Raw genomic sequence first — 22,906 nt, 5'->3', positions numbered from 1 at the left:
GGGCACCGCCGGCGCGATGGGCGGAACGACCGGGGAGATGGCGGGAACGGCTCCCGAGGGAGGACGGTTCGCGGGCGCCGCGCGAGGTGCGCCCGCGACGGGAGCTGGCGTCGGCGGCGTCGGTCCGACCGGAGTTCCCCTCGGAGCGGGGCCCGAGCCGGGGGGCATCGGCGGCGTCAGTCCGACGGGAGTCCCTCGCGGCGCGGAGCCAGAATCGGGGGGCGGCGGAGGCGTCAGCCCGACAGGGGTTCCCCTCGGAGCGGGGCCCGAGCCTGGAGGAGGCGGCGGCGTCAGTCCGACCGGAGTGGCCCTCGGCGCGGGGCCTGAGCCCGGCGGCGGCGGAGGCATTCCGGCTGCGACGGGCGGAGGCGGCGGAACGATGGCTCCGGGAGACGAGGCAACAGCCTGGACGGGCGGAGGAGGAGGGATCAATGCCGCGACGGGCGCGGGCGTCGGTGGAGTGCCGACCGGAGCACGAGGCACTCCCGCGGGCGCCACCGTCGGCACGGCACCGGCCGTGATGCCAGGCGCGCGAGGAGGAACGATGGGCGCGGGCGTCGGCGGTGTGCCGACCGCGGCACGGGGCACTCCCGCGGGCGCCACCGTCGGCACGGCACCCGTCCCGACGCCGGGCGCGCGAGGAGGAGCCACGGGCGCGGGGGGCTGCGGAGTGCCTGTCGGAGCACGGGGCACGCCAGCGGGCGCCACCGTCGGCACGGCAGACGTGCCGAGGCCGGGCACGCCAGCGGGCGCCACCGTCGGCACGGCACCCGAGGCAGGGCCGGCTCCCGGCGCGCGAGGTGGCGCCACGGGCGCCGGTGTCATGGGCGCGACACCCGGGACGCGGGGCGCCGGTGGAGGGACGCCGGGGGCAGGGGGCGTGGCCGGGCGCGCGGGCTGCGCACCGATGGCGGGGATCGCGGCCACGGTGGGCCGGGCACCCGCGGACGTCGTGGACGCGGGCGCGCCCACCGCGGGAATCCCCGTGGCGCTCATCCGCTGGGGCACCGGCGCGGTGACGGCGGGGATGGACACGGTGGGCCGCTGGGCCTGGGGCACGGCCGGCGCCGCGACGCCCGGAGGCTTCGCACCCGGGGGCACCGGCGCGCCAGGCGCCGCCGGAGGCTTCGCCACGGGGGCGGGCGTGGGCGGTACCGGCGAGGCCGCCGTCATCCGTGGAATGGCCGGTCGCGAGGGAGCCGCCGGTGTCCCGGGCGGGCTTCCCGGCGGCTTGCCGGAGCTGGGATCGGTAGGCTCGGACATCGCGCTCGTCTACTGGGCCACGGCGGGCAGGTCGGAGTTGTTGTGCCCAGCCAGCCGCGTGCTCCGGTTCGCCTGGATGGACTTCTGGATGTCCGCCTCGGACATGCCCGAGGACAGCGTGATCGTCGTCGACGTCTTCTGACCCGTCTCCGTGTCGCACGCGGACACGTTCACCAGGCCGTCGGTGTTGATCTCGAAGGTGACCTCGATCTTCACCTCACCGCGATACCCGATGCGGAAGCCCGCGAACTCGAACTCGCCGAGCATCTCGCACTCGTCGGCTCGGTTGGACTCGCCCTGGTACACGCGGATCTTCACCTTCTCCTGCCCGTCACGGCTGGTGGTGAACGCCTTCGAGCGGTCGATGGGGACCGGCGTGTTCTTGTCGATGATCTTCTCGGTGTACCCACCCACCGTGCCGATGCGCAGCGTCAGCGGCGTGACGTCCACCAGGAACGTCTCCGTCTTGCTGTCGAGCAGCGCGTGCGACTGGAGCGCGGCCCCCATCGCCACGACCTGGTCCGGGTTGATTCCCTCCAGCGGCGCCTTCTGGAAGTAGTGCTTCACCGAGTTGCGGATGATGGGCAGCCGCGTGGGCCCGCCCACCAGGATGACCGCGTCGATGTCCGCCGCGGTCAGCCGCGCGCTCTGCAGCGCCTCGTCGCAGACCTTGAACGTGCGCTGCACCAGGTCCATCACCATCTTGTTGAACTGGTCCTGGTTGAGCGTGTTGCGCAGGTCCATCACGTTGCCCTGCGCGTCCTGGCAGATGCCCTGGCAGAGGATGTCCGCCGAGCCCGTCTGCCCCACGTCGATCTTCGCCTTCTCCGCGGCCTCCTTGAGCATCTGCAGGCAGAACTTGTTCTGCCTCAGGTCCAGCCGCGTCTTGTTCAGGAAGTCGTCCGCCAGGTACGTCATGATGCGGTCGTCGAAGTCGTCGCCGCCCAGGTACGTGTCACCCGCCGTCGCCAGCACCTCGAAGACGTCCTTGCCGATCTCCAGGATGGACACGTCGAACGTGCCGCCGCCCAGGTCGTAGACGACGACGCGCTGGTTGACGTCCCGGCCGAAGCCGTACGCGAGCGCCGCCGCGGTGGGCTCGTTGAGGATGCGCAGCACCTCCAGCCCCGCGATGCGGCCCGCGTCCTTGGTCGCCTGGCGCTGGTTGTCGTTGAAGTACGCGGGGACCGTGACGACGGCCTTCGTCACCTCGCGGCCCAGGTACGTCTCCGCGACGGCCTTCATCTCCTTGAGCACCAGCGCGGAGATCTCCGGCAGCGAGTACGCGCGCTCGCGCACCCCGATGCGCACCGAGTTGTTCTCGCCCTCGACGATCCGGTACGGCATCACCGCCTGGGCCTTCTTCACCTCATCGGAGAAGTAGTACCGGCCGATGAGCCGCTTCGCCGAGTACACCGTCGTCTCGGGGCTGGTGATGATGTTCTTCTTGGCGGCGTTGCCCACCAGCACCGAGCCGTCCTCGAGGAAGGACACGCAGGAGGCATGCGTCGTCTCACCCCACTCGTTGGGGATGACGATGGGCTGCCCGTCCTGGACCACCGACACGCACGAGTACGACGTGCCGAGGTCGATGCCGATTGCGATGTCGTCCGACATTCCATCTCCGGTGAAGGTCTCGAAGCCCGAGGCCGTCGGTGAAGCGCCCGGAGGTTAGGAGCCTCCCAACGACGTGTCAATGTTCGTTCAATGTAAACCCCAGCCATTTCAGGCACTTAGCGGGCTGTTAAGGGGACGGGCTCGCTGGCTTGAGGGGGGGAGGGGACGTCATTATCTATGAAGCAAAGGAGTTCTCCCTCATGTCCGTCGTCCTCGCCGCCCTCACGTCCGACCCGAACCTGCTGAGGTGCGAGCTCTCCCGGCTCGCCGGGCAGGTGCTCGTCCAGACGGAGCCTCGAGCGAACGCGATGGGGGTGGGCGCGTATGCCCAGGACGAGGTCCTGCTGCGGCGGCTCGCCGACATGGAGGAGGTTCCCTCGCTGGAGTCGCTCGCCCCACCCACCGAGTCCGAAGCGCTCCTGTTCCACGCGGGCCGGCTGCCCCTGGGCGCGTCGCTCGAGGAGAACACCCAACCCTTCCGCTCGCGCCGGTGGCTGTTCGCCCATCAGGGCGCCATCAGCGGGTTCGAGCAGCTCCGTGGGCCGTTGATGGCCTCGCTCCCCGAGCACCTCCAGCGTCAGGTGCGCGGCGGCACCGACAGCGAGGTCCTCTTCGCGCTCTTCCTGCGTCAGCTGCGCGACGTCGGCCGCACGGATGATCCGCGCCTGGAGCCCCAGGTCGCCGGACGCCTCCTGGCGGACACCGCGCGCGAGGTCGTCAAGCGCTCCATGGAGCTGGGCATCCCCCGCGCCTCCACGCTCAACCTGGTGGCCACCAACGGGCTCCTGCTCGTGGCGAGCCGCTGCGGCGAGGAGCCGCTCTACTACTCGCGGCTGGAGGGCGGAGCGGAGTGCGAGCCCTGCGGCGTGACGGCGAGCACCCCGGAGAGCCAGCCCGCTGTCGGCGCGCACCGCCGTCGTCGCACCGTCGTCGTGGCGAGCCACCTCCAGCGCCCCGGCAGCTGGGTGGAGCTGCCTCGCGGCACCACGCTCGCCGTGGGCCTGGACCTGCAGGTCCACCTGCTCCAGGGCCACTGAGCCCGGAGTCGCCCTCTCGCTCGCAGTCCCGCTCGGGGCGCGTGGGTCCTCCGCGCCCCGTCGCGATGGGGCCGAGCGGGGAAATCCCAGCGCTTCCTGGCCGAAGCCGGTGAAGCCCGGAAGCGAAAAAGCAAAAACCCTGGATTCTAGACACCTCTTCCAGAGAACGGAAGCCCAATCCATGGGTGGATTGTGAACCGCTTTACAAGGCTTCGGGATTCGTTGCCTCATACCCGCGTAATCCCAAGGGATTTACTCCGGGAACGAGCCCTTTGCCGTCGCCTCTGCCTGCCTCCGCCTCGCTGGACCCGCACCTGTCGGTGACCGTCCGACATCCCGTGGACGCGGTGGTGGCGGCCTCTTTGAGCCGGCGCTTCGCGCGCGAGTCGGGGCTGTCGGCGGCGTCCAGCGCGGAGGTGGCGGTGGTGGTGAGCGAGTTGGCCACCAACCTGGTGCGCCACACGCGGGTGGGCGGCACGGTGGAGCTGTGGCGCGAGGACTGCTGGCTGTGCATCCGCGCGCGCGACAGGGGCCCGGGCATGGCGGAGCCGGAGCGGCTCTTCCTGGGGCGCGCGGGCCGGCCCGGGCCGCTGCCCGGAGAGAGCCTGGGCGAGGGCGGCGCGGCGGTGCGGCGACTGACGGACGAGGTCCGCGTGTCCAACCGCGAGGGCGGGGGCCTGGAAGTGTTCGCACGCAAGCGCATGAAGCTGGAGGCAAGCAAGCCGTGGTGAGTCGTGGTGGGACCAGTTCGCAGCTGCTCGGTGTCCTCCAGCACTTCATGTCGGAGACCGCCGCGAGGCTCGTGCTCAGGGGGACGCTGGAGCCGCTGCGGTTGAGCGCGGACACGCTGGGCACGGCGGAGCTGCCCCGGGTCATCGAGGCGCTGGAGCCGGCCACGCGGCACTTCGTGGACCCGTCGAGGCGGCCGGACCTGTCCGCGCGGCTCAAGGCGCTGCTGGCGACGGCCGCCGTGCCCAGCGGCCTGGGGCTGCGCCAGCCCTCGGCGACGTCCAGCGCTCCGGTGGAGGCGCGGCCCACGACGTATCAGGTTCGCACGGAGGCGGACGCCAGCCAGGCGCGGCTCGCGGCGCGCGCCCTGTGCGAGGCCATGGGCGGCCGCGGCTACGAGTGCCAGAAGGTCGCGACGGCGGTGAGCGAGCTGGCGCGCAACCAGGTGTCCTATGCCGGCGGCGGCACCATCCAGCTCATCCCGGTGCAGGCGCCGCGCAAGCTGCTGCGCGTGCGCGCCGAGGACCAGGGCAAGGGCATCCCCGAGCTGGAGCGCGTGCTGTCCGGCACCTACCGGAGCAAGACGGGCATGGGCCTGGGCATCCTGGGCGTCAAGCGGCTGGCGGACAGGTTCGAGGTGAAGACCGGCCCCGCTGGCACCCAGGTGGAGTTCGAGGTGTGGCTGTGAGGCTCGCCGTCGCCCACCTGACGCGGCCCAAGCCGGGCGAGGTGGAGAACGGCGACGGCGTGGTGGTGCGCTCCGGGTCGGGCGTCACGCTGCTCGCGGTGGTGGACTCGCTGGGCCACGGGCCCGCCGCGGCCCTGGCGACGGCGGCCGCCACGCAGTGCCTGACGCGGATGCCGCTGACGTCCTCGGTGGAGGAGCTGGTGGCCGCGCTGCACGTGGCGCTCAAGCACGGCCGGGGCTCCGCGGTGATGCTGGCCCTGTTCGACGGGAGCGTCCTGCACGCCGCCGGCGTGGGCAACGTGGAGCTGCGCACGCTGGGCACGCGGGTGCCGGTGCTCCCCACGCCGGGCATCCTGGGCCAGTCGTTCCGGACGCTGCGCACCGTGTCCACGCCGCTGTTGCCCAAGGACCGGCTGGTCCTCTTCTCAGACGGGCTGAGCTTCCGCCTGGACCTGGAGCAGGTCCGCGACCAGCCCCCCGACGCGGCCTGCGCGGTGCTCCTGGAGCGCTTCGGCCGCGCCACCGATGACGCCACCGTCCTGGTGGCGGACGTGGAGCCTTCATGAGCCACCCCGAATCCCCCCTGTCCTCGCGTGACCTGTCGCGCATCCCCATCATCCCCCTGTGGGGACAGCTCATCGTCCCCCTGCAGGGCGACATCACCGACGCGCAGGCCGCGCAGCTCTGCTCGGACGTGCTGCGCGACATCCAGCGCACCGGCGCCAGGGGGATGGTGGTGGACATCTCCGGCCTGTGGCTGGTGGACAGCCACCTGTGCGCGGTGCTGGCGCGGCTGGCGGGCTCGGCCCGGCTGATGGGCACGCGCACCGTGCTGTGCGGCATGGGCGCGGACGTGGCGCTCACGCTGCAGAGCATGGGCATCCAGCTGGACGGCGTGGAGACGGCGCTGGGGCTGGAGGAGGGCCTGGCGCTGCTCGGCGTCCGCGCGGTGGGCGCGCGCACGGAGGAGTCCGAGCGGGAGCAGGCGCAGCGGCTGGCCGACGAGATGCTCGGCCTTGTCGCCCCGGCGTCCCCGCGCACCGTCGTCTGACCGTCGTCCGAAGGAGGCGCCATGAGCCACACCCCGTCCGCTCCGCTGTCCATCGCCCCCGAGCGCATCGGCCGCATCATCGACGTGCTGTCGCTCATCTCGGTGGGGGAGTTCTCCTCCGCGCGCACCACCATCGACATCCGCGAGCAGGACGAGCTGGCGGCGCTGGAGGAGACGCTCAACATCTTCGTGCGCGAGCTGGCCTCCACCCGCCGCGAGCACGAGGAGGCGCTCACGCGCCTGGCGGCGAGCCACCGCGAGCTGGAGGAGAAGCTGTCCACCATCGACCGGCAGCGCGACGCCATCCGGGACTTGTCCACGCCCATCATCGAGCTGTGGGACGACATCCTCACGCTGCCCATCGTCGGCGTGGTGGACACCCAGCGCGCCATGGAGATGACCGAGCGGCTCCTGCACCGCGTGGTCCAGGGCAAGGCCCGCTGCGTCATCATCGACATCACCGGCGTGGAGGTGGTGGACACGATGACGGCCAACCACTTCATCAAGATGGTGGGCTCGGCGCGGCTGCTCGGCGCCTACTGCGTGGTGACGGGCATCCGCCCGGCGATTGCGCAGACGCTGGTCCAGATTGGCGTGGACCTGCGGGAGGTGAAGACGCTCGGCAGCCTCAAGGAAGGCCTGCGCGACTGTTTCCTGCACCTGAATGGCCGCCGCGGCGCGGGCCCCCACCGCTGAAGCCCTCGCGGCCGCTGGAGGAGACACGACATGGTTCGCATGTGGACGTTCGGTGACAGCAAGGTGTGGCTCGAGTCGCCGGACATCGTGCGGCTCGTCAACGTGGGCCCGTTCGACGTCAAGCTCATCCATGACCTGGCCGGCGTGGCCGAGGAGCTGCGCGGGACGCACCCCACGCTCTATCTCATCAATGACTCGCGGCGGACCTCGAGCATCACCTCCGAGGCGCGCCGCATCTTGAGCGAGACGCCGGAGGTGATGCCCTTCGCCGGCACCGTCATCTTCGGCGCCAGCTTCTCGCTGCGCACCATGGCGAACATGATGGGCCGCGCCTCCCTGCTGCTGGGGCGGACGCGGAGCGCGCCGTTCGGCATGGTGGACACGGAGGACCAGGCCCGCGCCTGGGTGGCGGACCTCCGCGCGCGGGCGCAGGCGGTCTCCCGCGCCTCCTGAGCGGGGCAGGGGGGTGGAAGAAAATCGTCACGCCCCGATGCAAAGAAAATCCCCGGGTGCCGACCTCCAGGTGAACGAGGGGGGAGCGGCGCGAAGGCGCCGAACCTGTCCCGCGTCCTGGCGCGACAGGCGCGCCAGCGTCAGCCCGGAGATGAACCCCATGAAGCTGTTGCGTACGGCCCTTGCCTCGCTGTGCCTCACCTCCCTGCTCACCGCGTGCGGAGAGCCCCCGCCGGAGGATGCGCCCGGTTCGCTCGACACGAGCGTGCAGGAGCTCCCGCCCCTCCCGGACCCCGGAGAGGAGGATCCGGGGGGAGGTGGCTGCGGTGGCTGCGGCGGAGGCTCCACGCCCGTCACCATCAGCACGGTGCAGAACACCACGCCGCCCGTCTACATCAACGCCAACATCCCCCTGTACCCGCTGGCCTACGGGCGCCCCAGGGACTGGTGCCGGCAGTCGAGCTACGTGTCGATGAGCTACACCAGCCCGCTGAGCCCGGGCGGCTCGCTCACCTTCAGCGGCGTCGTCGCGCCGAGCACCAAGGTGAACTTCTACATCTACGACACGTTAGGCAACCTGGTGAAGACGCACCAGACGCACCACTCGCACGACAACTGCGTCATCGCGCATGAGCAGGAGGTCACCCACACGTACGGCCTGTCGGCGGGCACCTACCTGGTCTACGCGTCGTACTGGTTCATCGGCATCTACCTGAACGACGGCTGGTACATGAACGGCGGCCAGGGCCCGCTGGGGTACACGAACGACTACGTGGGCTCGTTCGTCATCCAGTGACGTGAAGCGCTCGCCCCTGTGCGTTGGGGCGAGCGCCTCGTCCATCGCGCGTCCGTTCAGCGCCGGCGGCGGAACATCGCCACCAGGCCCGGCGCCGCGACGCACAACAGCCACCCGAACACCTCCAGGGGACTGCCGCCCGTCGACGCGCAGCCCACGCCGCCGCCCTCCACCAGACTGGGGCGGATGGTGTGCCAGGCGCGATGGGCGGGCGCCACCTCCACGTTGCCCGCGAAGTCCGTCGCCCAGACGTCCAGCGTGTGGTCTCCCTCCGCCAGGTTGCGCAGCGTGAGCTCCTTCGCGCAGGGCTCCGGGTCCTTGCCATCCACCGAGCACCGGAAGCTGGCGACCTCCTCGGACGTGTCCAGGATGAAGGTGACGTTGGCGAGCGTGCTGGTGCCCGTGGGGCCGCCGGTCAACGTCGTCACGGGGGGGATGAAGTCCAACCGGAACAGGCGCGGGTCGGAGCGGGTGCCCGTGTTGCCCGCGGCATCCACCGAGTACACGCGCAGGGCCTGGTCTCCGTGCACCGTGGCCTTGTCCACGACGAGCGTCCACTCGCCTCTATCATTGGCCATGGCGGTGCCCACCACCAGGCCGTTGAGCTCCGCGGTGAGCGTCGTGCCCGCCTCGGCCGTGCCGGTGACGGTATCGAAGCTCCGGCCGAGGATGCTGCCCTCCGTCGGCGTGATGATGAGCGGCGCTCCCGGCGCGGTGGCGTCCACCGTGAAGGTGCGCGCCTCGGCCTTCTCTCCGCGCCGGTCGAACGCATCCAGGCAGTCCGCCGTGACGGTGTACGCGCCCTCGGTCAGGTCGGCGGTGGGCGTGAACGACCACTCACCCGCGCCGTTGACGGTGATGGTGGGCGTCTGGGGTTGGTCGTTCAGGTGGACGGTGAGCCGGCACTGGGGCTGGGCGGTGCCTCGAATCGAGGGCCGGCGGGAGCGCAGCAGCGCGCCCGGCGCCGGCGACAGCAGCACGGGGGGCGTGGGGTCCTCCAGGTCCAGGGTGAACCTGCGCACGGCCATCCGCGCCGTGTTGCCCGCCGCGTCCCGCGCCTCCACGGAGAACTCGTGGACGCCGTTGGCCAGGGGCTCCAGGGGCTCGTAGCTCCAGTTGTTCGCGGCGTCCGCGGTGACGCTCGGCAGCGGCTTGCCGTCCAGGGTGATGGTGATGATGCTGTTCGGCTCCGAGGTCCCCATGAAGCGCGGCCTGGCCAGGGTGAGGACATCCCCCTCCTTGGGCGACGCGACGACCAGCGGAGGGTTGAAGCCGGAGTCCACCGTGAAGCGGACCGGGAGGGACGGCTCGCTCAGGTTCGCCGCCGTGTCCCGCGCCCTTGCCGTGAGGTCGTGGGGGCCCTGCGACAGCGAGGGCGAGGTGAAGGACCAGGTCCCGCCCTCTCCCACCGTCGTGGTCAGCGTGCTGCCGCGCTCGTCACCGTCGATGGCGAGGATGATGGTGGTTCCCACGTCCCCCGTGCCGGTGATGGTGGGGCGCGCGGAGGTGATGGCCGTCCCGTCCACGGGATAGGTGATGGTGGGGCGGTTGGGGGGCGTGACGTCGACCTCCAGGTCGATGCCATTGGACGCGGCGCTGATGTTGCCCGCGGCATCCGTCGACTTGGCCGTCACCGTGTGCTCGCCCCCGGGGATGGTGGTGACCCTGGTCATGATCCACGTCCCATTGGAGCCCGCCACCACCCGCGCGTTGACGCGGAGGTTGCCCTCGATGAAGAGCTCCACGGTGCTTCCCGCCTCGGCCGTCCCCGAGAAGTCCACGCCCGCGCTGCCCACCAGGATGCCGGAGTTCGGCAGCAGGATGACGGGCGGGTTCGGCGGGGTGACGTCCACCCGGAACGTGTCGACGGTGGCGTCGCTCTTGTTCCCCGTGGCGTCGGTGGCGGTGACGCTCAGGTTGTAGATGCCGCTGGTGGTGAAGACCTGCGTGGGCAGGGTCCAGATGCGGCTGGCGCCGGCCTGGACGGCGGGGGACGCGACACCGTTGATGGTGACGACCACCGTGCTTCCGGCCTCCGCCTCTCCCTCGATGATCGTGCCCGCGGTCCCCACGACGGTGTCGGCCCTGGGGGTGGTGATGATGGGCTTCGCCGGAGGCGTGGTGTCGACGGAGAAGATGCGCGTCGCCGGGTCGCTCTTGTTGTTGAGCGCGTCGGTGGCGGTGACCACCGCGGTGTGCTCGCCGTCCGGGATGTTGGTCTTCGTCGGGATCGTCCACTGCCCGTCGGCGGCGGTCGTGGCCGTCCACGACAGCGTGCCCACGACGACGTCCACCCGGCTCGCCGGCTCGGCGGTGCCGCTGAAGGCCGTGCCGGTGACGCCCACCCGGGCCGCGTTGGCGGGCGTCACGATGACGGGCACGTCGGGCTTCGTCGTGTCCACGTTGAACGTGACCTGGGCGGCGCTGCTGACGTTGCCGGTGGCGTCGGTGGCGGTGACGGACGCGGTGCGGCTGCCATCCGGGATGTTCGTCTGCACGGAGACGGTCCACCGGGTGTCAGGGCCCGCGGTGGTGCTCCAGTTGAGCGCGCCCACGACGACCTTCACCGTGCTGCCGGCCTCGGCCGTGCCGGAGAAGCCCGTGCCCGCGACGCCAATCTGGGCGCCTCCGATGGGCGTCTCGATGACGGGGATGGCGGGCGGCGTGGTGTCGACGGTGAAGGAGCGCGTCACGGCGGCGCTGACGTTGCCCGCAGCGTCGGTGGCGGTGACGGACGCGGTGCGGTTTCCATCCGCGAGGGTCGTCACCGGCGAGATGGTCCATTCGCCATCCGAGCTGGTCGTGGTGCTCCAGTTGAGCGCGCCCACGACGACCTTCACCGTGCTGCCGGCCTCGGCGGTGCCGGAGAAGCCCGTGCCAGCCGTGCCCACCCGGGCGCCCGCGGCGGGCGTCACGATGACCGGCTCGCTCGGCGCCGTCTTGTCGATGGTGAAGTGGACCTCACGCGCGTCGCTGACGTTGCCGGTGGCATCGGTGGCGGTGACGGACGCGGTGCGAGCGCCCTCGGGGATGTCCGTCCTCGTCGGGATGGACCAGCGGCCGTTGGCGGCCGCGGTGGTCGTCCACTCGAGCGCGCCCACGACAACCTTCACCGTGCTGTTCGCCTCGGCGGTGCCGGAGAAGCCCGTCCCCGCGGGGCCCACGTGGGCCCCCTCGGCGGGGACCTCCACCAGGGGCAGCGCCGGCCTCTGGGTGTCGACGTTGAAGAGGACCTCCGTCGCTCCGCTGACGTTGCCGGTCTCGTCGGTGGCGGTGACGGAGGCCGTCTGCGCGCCATCCGGGATGGCCGTCGTCGTCGCGACGCTCCAGCGGCCATCCGCGCCCGTCGTGGCCGTCCAGGCGAGCGCGCCGACGTTGACCGTCACCAAGGTGCCCAGCTCGGCGGTGCCGGAGAAGCCCGTGCCCGCCGGACCCACCCGGGCGCCCGCGGCGGGCGTCTCGATGGTCGGCGCGGCCGGAGGCACCGTGTCGACGATGAACGTCACCGTCGTGGCCGCGCTGGTGTTGCCCGCGGGGTCCGTGGCGGTGACGGAGGCGGTGCGGCTGCCATCGGGGAGGCTCGTCTGCGCGGCGATGGACCAGCGGCCGTTGGCGGCCGTGGTGGTCGTCCACGAGGCGCTGCCGACGGAGACCCTCACGAGGGTGCCCGCGACCGCGGTGCCGGAGAAGCCCGTGCCGGCCGTGCCCACCCGGGCGCCCGTGGCGGGCGTCTCGATGACTGGCGCGGGCGGAGGCGTCAGGTCGACGGTGAAGTTCGACGTGGTGGTGGAGCTGCTGTTGCCCAGCTCGTTGGTGGCGACGGCGGTGACCTTGTGCGTTCCCTCCGTGAGGGTTCCGCTGAAGCTCACCGTCCACTGCCCGTTGGCCGCCGCGGTGACGGTGCCGAGCAGCACATCATCCAGGTGGACCGTCACCTGATTGCCCAGCGTGGCCATTCCCGTGAACGCGGTGCCGGCCGGGCCCACCACGGCGTTGTTGGCGGGGGCGGTGATGGTGGGCGCGACGGCGGGCGTCTTGTTGACGGTGAAGGTGACCGTCCTCGCGGCGCTGACGTTGCCCAGGCTGTCGGAGGCGGTGACGGAGGCGCTCTGCGCGCCCTCGGGGATGTTCGTCTTCACCGGGACGGACCAGGTGCCACCGGCGCTGGTCGTGGCCGTCCACGTCTGGGCGCCCACCGTGACGCTCACGGTGCTGTTGGCGTCCGCGGTGCCGGAGAAGCCCGTGCCGGCGGTGCCCACCACGGCGCCCTCCGCGGGCGTCGTGACGACGGGCACTCCGGGAGGCGTGGTGTCGATGATGAAGTTGACCGTCGTCGCCTCGCTGACGTTGCCGGCGGTGTCCGTGGCGGTGATGGAGGCGGTGTGGCTGCCATCCGCGATGGTCGTCTGCGCGGGGACGGACCAGGCGCCGTTGGCGGCGGCCGTGGCCGTCCACGACGCGCTGCCGACGGTGACCCGCACCTGGCTGCCCACCTCCGCGGTGCCGGAGAAGCTGATTCCGCTCCGGCCCACGCGGGTCCCCGGCGCGGGCGTCGTGACGACGGGCACGGCGGGAGCCGTCGCGTCGACGGTGAAGGTGCGCGAGGTGGTGGAGCTGGTGTTGCCAATCCCATCGGTGGAGAGGGCGGTGACGGTGTGCTGGCCCTCGCTGAGGGTGCTGCTGACCGTCACGCTCCACAGCCCGTTGGCCGCGGCGGTGACGGTGTCGACCAGGTTGCCGTCCAGGTTCACCGTCACGCGGTTGGTGGCGGTGGCCGTCCCCGAGATGGTCAGCCCCACCGGACCCACGGGCGTCGCGGTGGTGGGCGTGGTGATGGTGGGCGCGCTGGCGGGCGTCTTGTTGACGGTGAAGTTGACCGTCCTCGCGGCGCTGACGTTGCCCGCGGCGTCGGTGGCGGTGACGGACGCGACGCGGGACCCCGCGGGGATGTCCGTCTGGACGGGGACGGACCAGGCGCCCCCCACGGCGGCCGTGGCCGTCCACGTCTGGGCGCCCACCGTGACCGTCACCGTGCTGCCCGCCTCGGCGGTGCCGGAGAAGCCCGTGCCGGCCATGCCCACGGTGGAGCCCTCCACGGGCGTCGTGACGACGGGCCTCGCCGGCGCCGTGAGGTCGACGGTGAAGGCGACCGTCGTCGCCACGCTGACGTTGCCGAACGTGTCCGTGGCCGTGACGGAGGCGGTGCGGCTGCCCTCCGCGATGGTCGTCTTCGTCGGAACGGACCAGGCGCCGTTGGCCGCGGCCGTGGCCGTCCACGAGGTGCCGTTGACCGTGACGGTCACCGTGCTGCCTGCCTCGGCGGTGCCGGAGAAGCCCGTGCCGGCCGTGCCCACCACCTGACCCGCGGTGGGCGTGGTGACGACGGGCGCCGCCGGAGGCGTCGCATCGACGGTGAAGTTGCGCGTGGTGGTGGCGCTGGTGTTGCCGATGTTGTTGGTGGCGGTGGCGGTGACGACGTGGCTTCCGTTGGCGGGCGTGCTGTTGGCCGGCACGCTCCAGCGCCCGTTGGCGGGCACGGTGACGGTGTCGACCGCGTTTCCATCCAGGCTCACCCGCACCTGATGGGTGGCGGTGGCCGTTCCCGAGAAGGTCAGCCCCGTCGGACCGACCACGGCGTCCTCGGCGGGCGCGCTGATGACCGGCGCGGCGGGGGGCGTCTTGTCGACGGTGAAGGTGACCGTCCTCGCGGTGCTGTCGTTGCCCGCGGCGTCGGTGGCGGTGACGGAGGCGGTCTGGCTGCCCGCCGGAAGGGTCGTCTGCGTGGGGATGGACCAGGCGCCACCGGCCGTGGTGGTGGCCGTCCACGACTCTCCGCTGACGGTGACCGTCACGGTGCTGCCCGCCTCGGCGGTGCCGGAGAAGCCCGTGCCGGCCGTGCCCACGGTGGAGCCCGCGGCGGGCGTCGTGACGACGGGCCTGTCCGGAGCCGTGGTGTCGACGGTGAAGCTGACGGACGCCGCGGTGCTGGTGTTGCCCGCCGCGTCCCTGGCGGTGACGGAGGCGGTGCGGCTGCCCTCCGCGATGGTCGTCTTCGTCGGAACGGACCAGGTGCCGCCCGCGGTCGTCGTGGCGGTCCACGAGGTGCCATTGACCGTGACCGTCACGGTGCTGTTCGGCTCGGCGGTGCCGGAGAAGCCCGTGCCCGCGGTGCCCACCTGGGTGTTCGCGAGCGGCGTGGAGATGACGGGCGCGCCTGGCGGCGTCCGGTCGACGGTGAAGGTGACGGACGCCGCGGTGCTGGTGTTGCCGGTGGCGTCGGTGGCGGTGACGGAGGCGGTGCGGCTGCCCTCCGCGATGGTCGTCTGGGCGGCGATGGACCAGGCCCCACCCACGGCCGTCGTGGTGGTCCACGTGATGCCATTGACCGTGACCTTCACCGTGCTGCCCGCCTCGGCGGTGCCGGAGAAGCCCGTGCCGGCGGTGCCCACCTGGGCGTTCGCGGCCGGGGTGGAGATGACGGGCACGCCCGGCGGCGTCGTGTCGACGGTGAAGGTGACGGTCGCGGCCGGCCCCGTCTCGTTGTCCTCGTTCGTGGCGGTGACGGAGGCGGTGTGCGTTCCGTCATCGAGGTCCGTCGTCGTCGGCACCGACCACCGGCCATCCGCGCCCGTGAGGGCCTGCCACTCGAGCGTGCCGATCGTGACGGTCACCGTGCTGTCCGTCTCCGCGGTGCCGGAGAAGCCCGTGCCGGCCACGCCCACCTTCGCGTTCGCCAGGGGCACCTCGATGACGGGCGCCGCGGGGGCGAGCAGCGCCTCCACGGAGAAGTAGACCGGGTCGCTCGTGGGGCTCGCGAGCCCCTCCAGCTCCGTGTGCGCCGTGACGGCGTACAGGCCATCCTCCAGGCGGCCGGGCACCTCGATGGAGAACGCGCCGGACTCGCTGACCACCGAGGCGGGCAGCTCGCGCTCGGGCGTGGTGGGCTGGTCGGTGTTGCCCAGCTTCACGTGCACGGTGGCGCCCGGGTCCGCGATGCCCGTGACGCGCGGGGACTGGGCCTTCACGTTGGCGCCGTCTCCCGGCGCGGTGATGACCGGACGCGCGGGGATGACGAGCCCGTGCTCCAGAAGCGTCGCGCCACCTTCCTCCCCGGCGCGCGCCGCCGAGGCCTTGGCGCCCGAGACCTCCGACGCCACGAACACCGGGCAGCCCCGGAGGTTCGCGGCCTGCAGCAGCACGCTGCCCGCGCTCCTCGCCAGCAGCGCCTCACAGTCCGCGCTCTCCACCAGCCGCGCGGAGATGCTGCCGCCCGCGCCGCCCTGGGTGAGCCCCTCCAGCTCCCACGGCCAGGCCCGCGCGTCGGCCTCGATGCGCCCCGCGCCCGTGAGCTTGCGCGCGCGGAAGAAGACCACGCCGCCGCCGCTCGTCGAGCCGCTCTGCGGGCCCGCGCCGCTCGCGGTGATGACGCCGTTGTTGTGCAGCGTGTCCGCGACGAGGAAGGCCACCACGCCGCCGGACGAACCATTCCAGGCGCGCGCCCTCACTTCGCCCGTGGGGTGGATGGTGACGGCCTGGAACTCCGGCACGCGGATGACCTGCGTGCCCGGGAAGGCGAAGTCATTGAGCACCGGACGCGCGAGCAGCAGCACGCCGTCCTTCGCGCGCGACACCCGCGCCAGCTCCCACTGGCCCAGCGGGCTCTCCTCGCGCGGACCGTACGTGAAGGTGGAGAGCGACAGGGCGGCCACGGGACCCGCGTCCGCGCTCTGCAACACCATCACCAGGTCGCCCGCGGCGAAGCCCTCGAGCGTCTCCACGCGCAGCTGGCGGTCGCCCTTGCGCACCGGGCCCGTCACCGCCGCGTAGTGATTGACGACCTGACTCGAGTTGGCGGGGACCGTGAGCGACTCGTCCCGCGCCTCGCCCAGGCCGAAGACATCCGCTTCGGCGAACGCGGAGTGCGCGCCCAACGCCACGACGCAGGTCAGAAGGTGCAACCATCTCAGTGATTTCATGGCGTGGCTTCCAGGTTCGTCGGCAGCATGAGGAGGAGCTCGACCCGGCGGTTCTTCTCGCGCCCCTCGACGGTTCCGTTGCTCTGTGCGGGATGCTCCGGGCCGTAGCTGCGCAATCGCAGCTTCTGGGGAGAGACACCACGCTCCACCAGGTAGCGCCACACGGCCTCCGCGCGGGCGCGACCCAGCCGTGGGTTGAAGGTCTCCGTGGCCGAGTCGTCCGTGTGTCCATCCACCGTCATCAGCTTCACCGACGGGTTGGTCAGCATCAGCTCCACGGCGCGCTCCAGGTCCGGCGAGGACTCGGGCAGCTCCGCGCTCCCGACGCGGAAGTACACGCGGCCGTCGAGCACGAACTTGTCCCGGGACACGTTCGCGACGGGCGAGGCCTCGCCGGGGTTGGGAATCATCGAGCCCTGCATGTCCGACACGCGCCGGTTCGGCGCGGGCGTGGGCAGCGGCACGGACTCGTGCACGATGCTCGTGTCACTGTCGGGCCGCGTGTCCTCGCCCAGCAGCGAGTTGAACGCCACGCCGGCGACCAGGCGGAACAGCGGGATGCCCGGCTCCGAGCCGAAGCCCAGGCCCCCCAGCGCGAACAGCTCCACGCCCTCGCGCGGCGCATAGCGCGCGCCGCCCAGCACCTCCACCGCGCCCCGCGCCTGCTTCCAGGAGAGCGCCGCGTTGATCGCCACCTCCGCGCGCAGCGGCGCCCCCGTGGTCATCAGGCCCGCGCCCAGGCGCAGCTCGCTGCCCAGCTCGCGCGCCTCCAGCGTGGGGACCTCGATGGTGACTCCGCGCCGCACCAGCACGCCCAGCTCGAACGACGGCGCCAGGATGGAGCCCAGCATGCCGCCCACCATGACGCGCGCCAGGATGCTCGTGTCGGCGCCCCGCGCGAACGCGCCCTGCGTCCCGAACGGCAGATAGACGCTCACCTCCGAGGCGAGGTCCACCGCGTCGTCCTCCTCCGTGCGCAACAGGCCCACCCGCGCGCCCACGCGCGGAGAGCCCACGCCGTGCCGCGTGGGCCCCAGCAGCCCCTGCGAGGCCAGGTCGTCTCCCTCACGCTGGGTCAGCACCGGGATTCGCGCGTCGATCTGCAGCCGCGAGCTCAAGCCGAGCGCCACCGCGAGCACGCCCGTCGTGCGGCTCGTCAGGATGGGCATCGTCTCGCCCTTCGCGTTGAGGGTCATGGGCTCGTGCTGGTAGTGCCCCAGGATGAGCACCCGGAGCTCGGCCGCGCGCAGCACGGTGCCACCGCCCGTCGCGAGGGGGCCGGGACCTGGGTTGATCTCCAGCCGCTCCATCAAGAAGGCGGGCAGCGCCGCCGGCTCCTGGGCGAACGCGCCGGGCGCCAGCAGCAGCAGCGCCAGCGTCCCCATCCGTTGCCACGTGAGGCACCACCCACTCATCCGCGTCCCATGGCGCATGACCGACATTGGTGCTCATGCGGGAGACAGCCCGCGGACACGCGCCGGCTCGGCCTGAGAGCAAGGCACGTACCAAGGAGGCGCGCGGGAGGGGGCGTGTCGCGAGCACCCCGGGGGAGGGTCCGGGCTGCGTACCGGCGGAACGCGGCTGCGTCCGGGAGGACCGCAGGAGCGGCGGGCAGGCGGGGTCCTCCCCAGGGGAAGCGCTGGCACGGAAAGGGCAAGCGCAGGCCGGCGCATGGCCTTCCAGGAACGACTCGCGCTGTCCCTCACCCTGACCCTGGGCGGGCAGTCCTTCGTCATCCCGGGGGGGCAGGTGGAGGCCTTCTCCGTGGACCTCCAGCCCCATGGGTTCACCGCGGAGGTGAGCTTCTGGACCGGTCTGGAGAAGGACGACGGGCCGCTCTTCACGGCCTTCGCCACCCCGGACCTCCTGGACGTGAAGCTGTCCATTTCCGGCGGCTACCCCGTCCCCCAGCCCCCACCCAAGCCGCTCATCCTCCATGGCCTGGCCCGGGAGCGCTCGCTGGAGGCCCGGACCCATGGCCCGGTGGGCGGCGCGCCGGTGCGCTTCCGGCGCTACACCGTGGTGTTCGAGGACGCCGCGCGCGTGCTCTGGCGCCAGCACCGCCCCACGGAGCTGCGCACGGACTTCGCGCTGAAGACGCTGTTGACGGAGCACACCGCGGGGGCGTTCACCTTCGACTTCGACTGGGACGTGCTCGACGAGAAGCGGCCCCTGGTGTGCCTGGCGCTGGGCGAGGACGCGCCGGGCGTGGGCCTGTACGACTTCGTCGCGTGGCTCGCGGACACGCGGGGTGGTGTGTGGGCCTATGACTGCGTGAAGGACCAGTACGGGCTGTGGGGACGCAAGCCTCCGGTGAGCGGCGCGAAGCCGCTGTCGCGCACGAAGGTGGCGCGGCTGGACGTGGTCCTCCCCGCCATCCCTCGCAACGCGGCGCGGGTGCTCAACGCCTCCACGCTCAAGGCCTCCACGCTGGAGGTCCCCGCGAGCAGGGGCGCGGGCGTCGCGGGCATCCATCAGGACCACCTGGTGCGCACGCCCATCGTGTCCGTGGTGGAGCAGCGCCAGGCGCTCGAGGTCAACCGGCTGCGCGTCCCGCAGCGCAGGTACCGGATGACGTTCGGCCACTTTCCCACCGTGCCGGTGAGCCCGTGGGCCGGGCTGCGGTTGGAGGGGCCGCTGTGGGGCGCCTCGGTGGTGGGGAGCGGCGAGGACCTCCGCGTGGTGGAGCTCTCCTTGTCGGCGCGGACGCTCGATGAGGGGCCACACGCGGGGCTGCAGCTGAAGGACACGGGGTTCGAGGTGGAGATGTCGCTGTTGGCGGAGCGCGCTTCGGACACGACGGTGTCGCTGCCCGCGCACCACGCGCCTCGCTATCCCATCCACGTCGAGGGCAAGGTGCTCAGCCCCGGAGGCGGGGAGAAGGACCGCATCTACCTGCTGTCCGAGGACAAGAAGACGTCGGTGCTCACGTGGCGCGTGACGGTGCCGCTGTGGAACAAGGACGTGAGCGTGCCGGCGGAGCCGGGCTTCTTCCCGGGCCACTTCTACTTCCCGCCGTACAAGAACGCGCGCGTGCTGGTGGCGCTGCACTTCGACCGGGCGGAGCTCCACCGTCACCTGGACTGGGCGGACGCGGCGCGACTGCCGCAGGACGGACAGGGGGACGGCATCCTCCTGGGGAAGAACGACACCAGCCAGACGTCCATCGTCCACGACTTCCAGGACATGAAGCCCGTGTGGCACCTGGAGCGCACCTCGGGGCCGGACACCGAGACGGTGCGCATGGCCGAGGGCACGATGATGTTCCGGACGAAGGAGCTGCCCGGCGCCGCGTCCGTCACGCCCACGTTCGATGTCTCGCCGCAGGTGGAGACCGCGCGCGCGGACCTCTCGGCGGGGGTCGGCGGCGCGATGGGGGAGACAACCGCCGCGTACCGGGTGGCCTCGGGCAGCTCGCAGGCGAAGCTGGACGGGGCGTCGTCCGAGACGCAGGCGGCGCTCGAGTCCGCGCAGGCCGAGGTCTCCGCGAAGGTCTCCGAGGCGAAGGCCGAGCTCAAGGGCGCGCTCTCCGGGCTGGAGGGTCGCACGTCCTCGCTCACCCGCGCGGCCTCCGAGGCCCGCGCGGCGCTGGAGCAGCTCAAGTGACGACACTCGCGCGATGGGGTGATTCTCCGGGAATGGAGGTCGAGTCGTGAAGGCACTGCTGGGCACGCTGGCGGAGCTGCGGGGAGACCTGGAGACGACGGGCTCGGGGGGCGTGGCCCGCATCGGTGACGCACGCTCGGCCATCGAGTCCATGGCGGAGGGCGTCACCGCGCTCATCGCCTCGATTCGTCCGGAGCTGGAGCCTCCGCTGACGGGGCTGCTCGCGCGCATCGACGCGCTCGACGCGAAGCTCGCGGCGACGAAGCAGCCGGAGGCGGAGCGGATGCGCGAGCAACTGGCGCCGCTGCGCTCCCGGGTGGATGGCACGTCCCAGTCGATGGCGTCGAGCCTCGCGAGCCTGGAGGGTGGGGCGGGGGGCTCGCTGACGTCCGCGAAGGACGGCGCGGCGACGTCACTGGGAGCGCTCGAGGCGACGTTGTCCACGCAGGTGCAGTCGCTGACGGGGCAGGTGGAGGCGGTGGAGAAGGCCATCGTCCCCGCGCAGGCGCAGGTGGACTCGCTCATCAAGCAGGCCAACGAGGCGCTGGAGACGCTGGTCGCGGGCGCGCTGGCCTCGGTCGCCGCCATCCGCGAGCCGCTGAAGATGGCGGTGGACACGGCGATGGCGACGCTGGACGCCGTCGTGGAGAAGCTCGCCGCGCTCAAGGAGCAGGTGCTGGCCCTCTTCACGCCGCTGCCCGCGGTGCTGGAGCAACTCCAGACGCTGTACCAGACGCTCGTTGGTTCGCTGGAGGCGCTGCTCACCAAGGTGAACACGCTCCTGGATGCCATTCCCGCGGCGAACCTGCCCAAGCCCCTGGTGACGCCCGCGGTGCAGGCCATCCAGCAGGTGGTGACGCAGATCACCACGCAGCTGGGCACGTTCTCCACGCAGATGACGACGCAGATGGGCACGCTCCAGGACCAGGTGCTCACCCAGGTGGACCAGGTGCGCACGCAGGCGCTCGCGCAGGTGGAGACGGTGCAGAAGCAGCTGGTCCAGCAGGTGGACACGGTCAAGCAGACCGTCCTCCAGCAGGTCGAGCCCGTCAGCGCGCAGATGGACCAGGCCGTCGCGGCCGCCGTCACCCAGGTGGGCACGGCGAAGGACCAGGCCATCGCCCAGGTGACGACGGTGCAGGACCAGATGGCCGCGCGCGTGGACGCGGTGAAGACGCAGGTGAAGTCCCAACTGCCCACGCTGCAGGAGCAGGTGGACGCGGGCGCGCAGGCCGCGCAGGCGCAGGTGGAGACCGCGCGAGCCTCGGCCGAGGACCAGGTCATCTCGACGCGCGCGACGTTGAAGTCCCAGGTCGACGCGACGACGAGCAGCGTGAACGCGGAGCTGGATGCGCTGGAGGCGCGGCCGATTCCGACGGCGTCCTCGGTGGAGCAGAAGCTGGCCGCGGGCGAGGCGGCCGCGCGGGCCCAGGTCGAGTCCGCGAAGGCGCAGGCGGAGTCCGCGAAGGCGCAGGCGGAGTCCGCGAAGGCGCAGGCGGAGTCCGCCCAGGCGGAGGCGGAGGCCAAGGCCCAGGTCGAGTCCACCCAGGCGAAGGCCGAAGCGGAGGCCCAGGCCCGGGCTCCTACGTCCGAGGCCGCGCTGAAGTCCGAGGCCGAGGGCCGCGCGGAGGCGGAGCTCGGCGCGAGGACGGCCACCGCGCCGGGCCTCAAGCGCCCGTCGAAGGCCTGAGCCCCCGAGCCCCGCTGGCGCGGCACACCGGGGGCTCGGGCGGACCTCAGGGGCCGAACAGGGCGGCGAGCGGGCTCTCGACGGTGACCTGGGGCGGCATGGGGCGGGCGCGGTAGATCTTCAGATTGCCCGCCGACGCGAAGTAGGTGAGGGGGTTGAGCGGCACTCCACCCACCACGGGGTTGGGGACGCTGTGGACAGCGAAGCTCCCCAGGCCCTCCAGCGCCGCCGTGGTGCTCGTGCCCGCGTCCCATCGCTTCAGCTCGATGGCGGGGGGCGTGCTCCCGGGAGTCCTCAGCCCGTCGACGTTGAAGACATAGCCCGTGTCCGTCACGGCGACGGCGTTGTCCTTGATGTCCATGCCCGCGGAGGGGATGAGCTGGATCATCGGCTCGAGCTCTCCGATGGTCTCGGCCTCGTCCGTGTTCTTCATCCGGGCCGACAGGTGGTCCAGGCACACCTCCACGCCGAAGCTCACCTCGTTGATGGCCTCTCCACGGGCGCCCAGACGGAAGTTGCATCCGCCCTGCAACGGGTTGGTGGACCACTCACTGCGGTTCACGCTCCGGGTGGCCACCTGGGACATGGGATCATGCGAGCCCCGCGTCGGAATCGTGGGGCGGTACCTGTTCTTGTTGCCCAGGAGGATACGGCCCCGGTTGTCGCCGCGGCCCAGCACGTTCCCCGGTCCGTCAACCTGCATCCAGCTGTCGTTGATGTAGTCGATGCCGGAGACCTGCTCCTTGTAGACGAGCCGATCATGCTTGCCGTCGGAGTTCAGGTATCCGCCTTGCTGGATGAGGGCGATGTTGAAGACCTCCACGCCGGTCTTCCGATTCGTGACGACGGCGTCGTACTCGTCCAGGTACCCGATGATGGTCCCCAGCACGAACACCCAGCCGCGGAAGCGATCATTGCGCGCGTTGAAGGTCCACCGACGGAAGTCCGAGAGCACCTGGCTGATGAGGTCGAACTGGTAGCCGCCCTTCGCGCCCCGGAAGAAGAACTCCGGCATCAAGAACACCTTGAGCGTGGAGTCCCTGTCGTCGAGATGCGGGCTGTTGGAGGCCCTCATGATGGCCGACTTGACGAAGGAGCAGCGGTGCGTCAGGTCCGTGCGGTCGTTGGGGTGTCCCTTGTAGGACTGCGTCCCCTTGCCCTGCCAGAGGGTGAAGACGGGGCCCCCTCCGGGGAGCAGGTGATACGCCCCTCCCCAGATGCGGTGGGGGCCGCCTCCGTTCTTCGCGTCATAGCCAAGCTGGTGGTGGTAGCCGATGAACTGCACGTCAGTGTAGGGCATGGAC

The 22,906-nt window shown here is 71.7% G+C and carries 14 protein-coding genes; 10 read left to right on the top strand and 4 right to left on the bottom strand.

Going from position 1 to position 22,906, the window contains the following annotated elements; all coding sequences use genetic code 11:
- Positions 1-1,272 precede the first annotated feature (1,272 nt).
- Positions 1,273-2,880 (bottom strand): molecular chaperone DnaK, encoded by a 1,608-nt coding sequence (gene dnaK, locus K8625_RS13585; protein ID WP_046712988.1) that lies wholly within the window; start codon positions 2,878-2,880, stop codon positions 1,273-1,275.
- A gap of 200 nt (positions 2,881-3,080) precedes the next feature.
- On the opposite strand from dnaK, the gene K8625_RS13580 reads away from it, so the two are divergent.
- From K8625_RS13580 to K8625_RS13545, 8 genes are all read left to right on the top strand, one after another.
- Positions 3,081-3,917: a class II glutamine amidotransferase gene (locus K8625_RS13580; protein WP_223782963.1), complete on the top strand. Its 837-nt coding sequence runs from the start codon at positions 3,081-3,083 to the stop codon at positions 3,915-3,917.
- Positions 3,918-4,189: 272 nt separating this feature from the next.
- Positions 4,190-4,648, top strand: a complete 459-nt coding sequence (locus K8625_RS13575) for an ATP-binding protein (protein WP_223782962.1) — start codon at positions 4,190-4,192, stop codon at positions 4,646-4,648.
- Positions 4,645-5,334, top strand: a complete 690-nt coding sequence (locus K8625_RS13570; RefSeq protein WP_223783167.1) for an ATP-binding protein — start codon at positions 4,645-4,647, stop codon at positions 5,332-5,334. Before K8625_RS13575 ends, K8625_RS13570 begins: the two co-directional genes overlap by 4 nt.
- Complete coding sequence (locus tag K8625_RS13565; RefSeq protein ID WP_223782961.1) at positions 5,325-5,900, top strand: SpoIIE family protein phosphatase; 576 nt, start codon at positions 5,325-5,327, stop codon at positions 5,898-5,900. Before K8625_RS13570 ends, K8625_RS13565 begins: the two co-directional genes overlap by 10 nt.
- On the top strand, positions 5,897-6,385 hold the full coding sequence (locus tag K8625_RS13560) for an STAS domain-containing protein (protein ID WP_223782960.1): 489 nt from the start codon (positions 5,897-5,899) through the stop codon (positions 6,383-6,385). The genes K8625_RS13565 and K8625_RS13560 overlap by 4 nt, the downstream gene beginning before the upstream one ends.
- A gap of 21 nt (positions 6,386-6,406) precedes the next feature.
- Positions 6,407-7,081, top strand: a complete 675-nt coding sequence (locus K8625_RS13555) for an STAS domain-containing protein (RefSeq protein WP_223782959.1) — start codon at positions 6,407-6,409, stop codon at positions 7,079-7,081.
- Positions 7,082-7,111: 30 nt separating this feature from the next.
- The gene (locus K8625_RS13550; RefSeq protein ID WP_223746840.1) at positions 7,112-7,534 is read left to right on the top strand and encodes a hypothetical protein; all 423 of its coding nucleotides are present in this window, start codon (positions 7,112-7,114) and stop codon (positions 7,532-7,534) included.
- A 160-nt stretch (positions 7,535-7,694) separates the two neighbouring features.
- A complete protein-coding gene (locus K8625_RS13545) occupies positions 7,695-8,330 on the top strand; it encodes a hypothetical protein (protein WP_223782958.1) in 636 nt (211 codons plus the stop codon).
- Positions 8,331-8,386: 56 nt separating this feature from the next.
- On the opposite strand, the gene K8625_RS13540 is transcribed toward K8625_RS13545, so the two are convergent.
- The gene (locus K8625_RS13540) at positions 8,387-16,306 is read right to left on the bottom strand and encodes an Ig-like domain-containing protein (RefSeq protein ID WP_223782957.1); all 7,920 of its coding nucleotides are present in this window, start codon (positions 16,304-16,306) and stop codon (positions 8,387-8,389) included.
- Positions 16,303-17,721 (bottom strand): OmpA family protein, encoded by a 1,419-nt coding sequence (locus K8625_RS13535; RefSeq protein WP_223782956.1) that lies wholly within the window; start codon positions 17,719-17,721, stop codon positions 16,303-16,305. The genes K8625_RS13540 and K8625_RS13535 overlap by 4 nt, the downstream gene beginning before the upstream one ends.
- Before the next feature lie 256 nt (positions 17,722-17,977).
- Here K8625_RS13535 and K8625_RS13530 point away from each other — a divergent pair, with 256 nt between their 5' ends.
- The gene (locus K8625_RS13530; RefSeq protein WP_223782955.1) at positions 17,978-19,912 is read left to right on the top strand and encodes a hypothetical protein; all 1,935 of its coding nucleotides are present in this window, start codon (positions 17,978-17,980) and stop codon (positions 19,910-19,912) included.
- A gap of 46 nt (positions 19,913-19,958) precedes the next feature.
- Positions 19,959-21,602 carry a hypothetical protein gene (locus K8625_RS13525; protein ID WP_223782954.1) on the top strand — a complete coding sequence of 548 codons (1,644 nt, stop codon included), beginning with the start codon at positions 19,959-19,961 and terminating at the stop codon, positions 21,600-21,602.
- A 46-nt stretch (positions 21,603-21,648) separates the two neighbouring features.
- On the opposite strand, the gene K8625_RS13520 is transcribed toward K8625_RS13525, so the two are convergent.
- Entirely contained in the window at positions 21,649-22,902 is a 1,254-nt protein-coding gene (locus K8625_RS13520) for a hypothetical protein (RefSeq protein WP_223782953.1), read from the bottom strand.
- Positions 22,903-22,906 lie beyond the last annotated feature (4 nt).

The organism is Myxococcus sp. AS-1-15, from assembly GCF_020037055.1.
GTDB classification, from domain to species: domain Bacteria; phylum Myxococcota; class Myxococcia; order Myxococcales; family Myxococcaceae; genus Myxococcus; species Myxococcus fulvus.
This window is presented reverse-complemented; position numbering and strand designations above follow the sequence as displayed.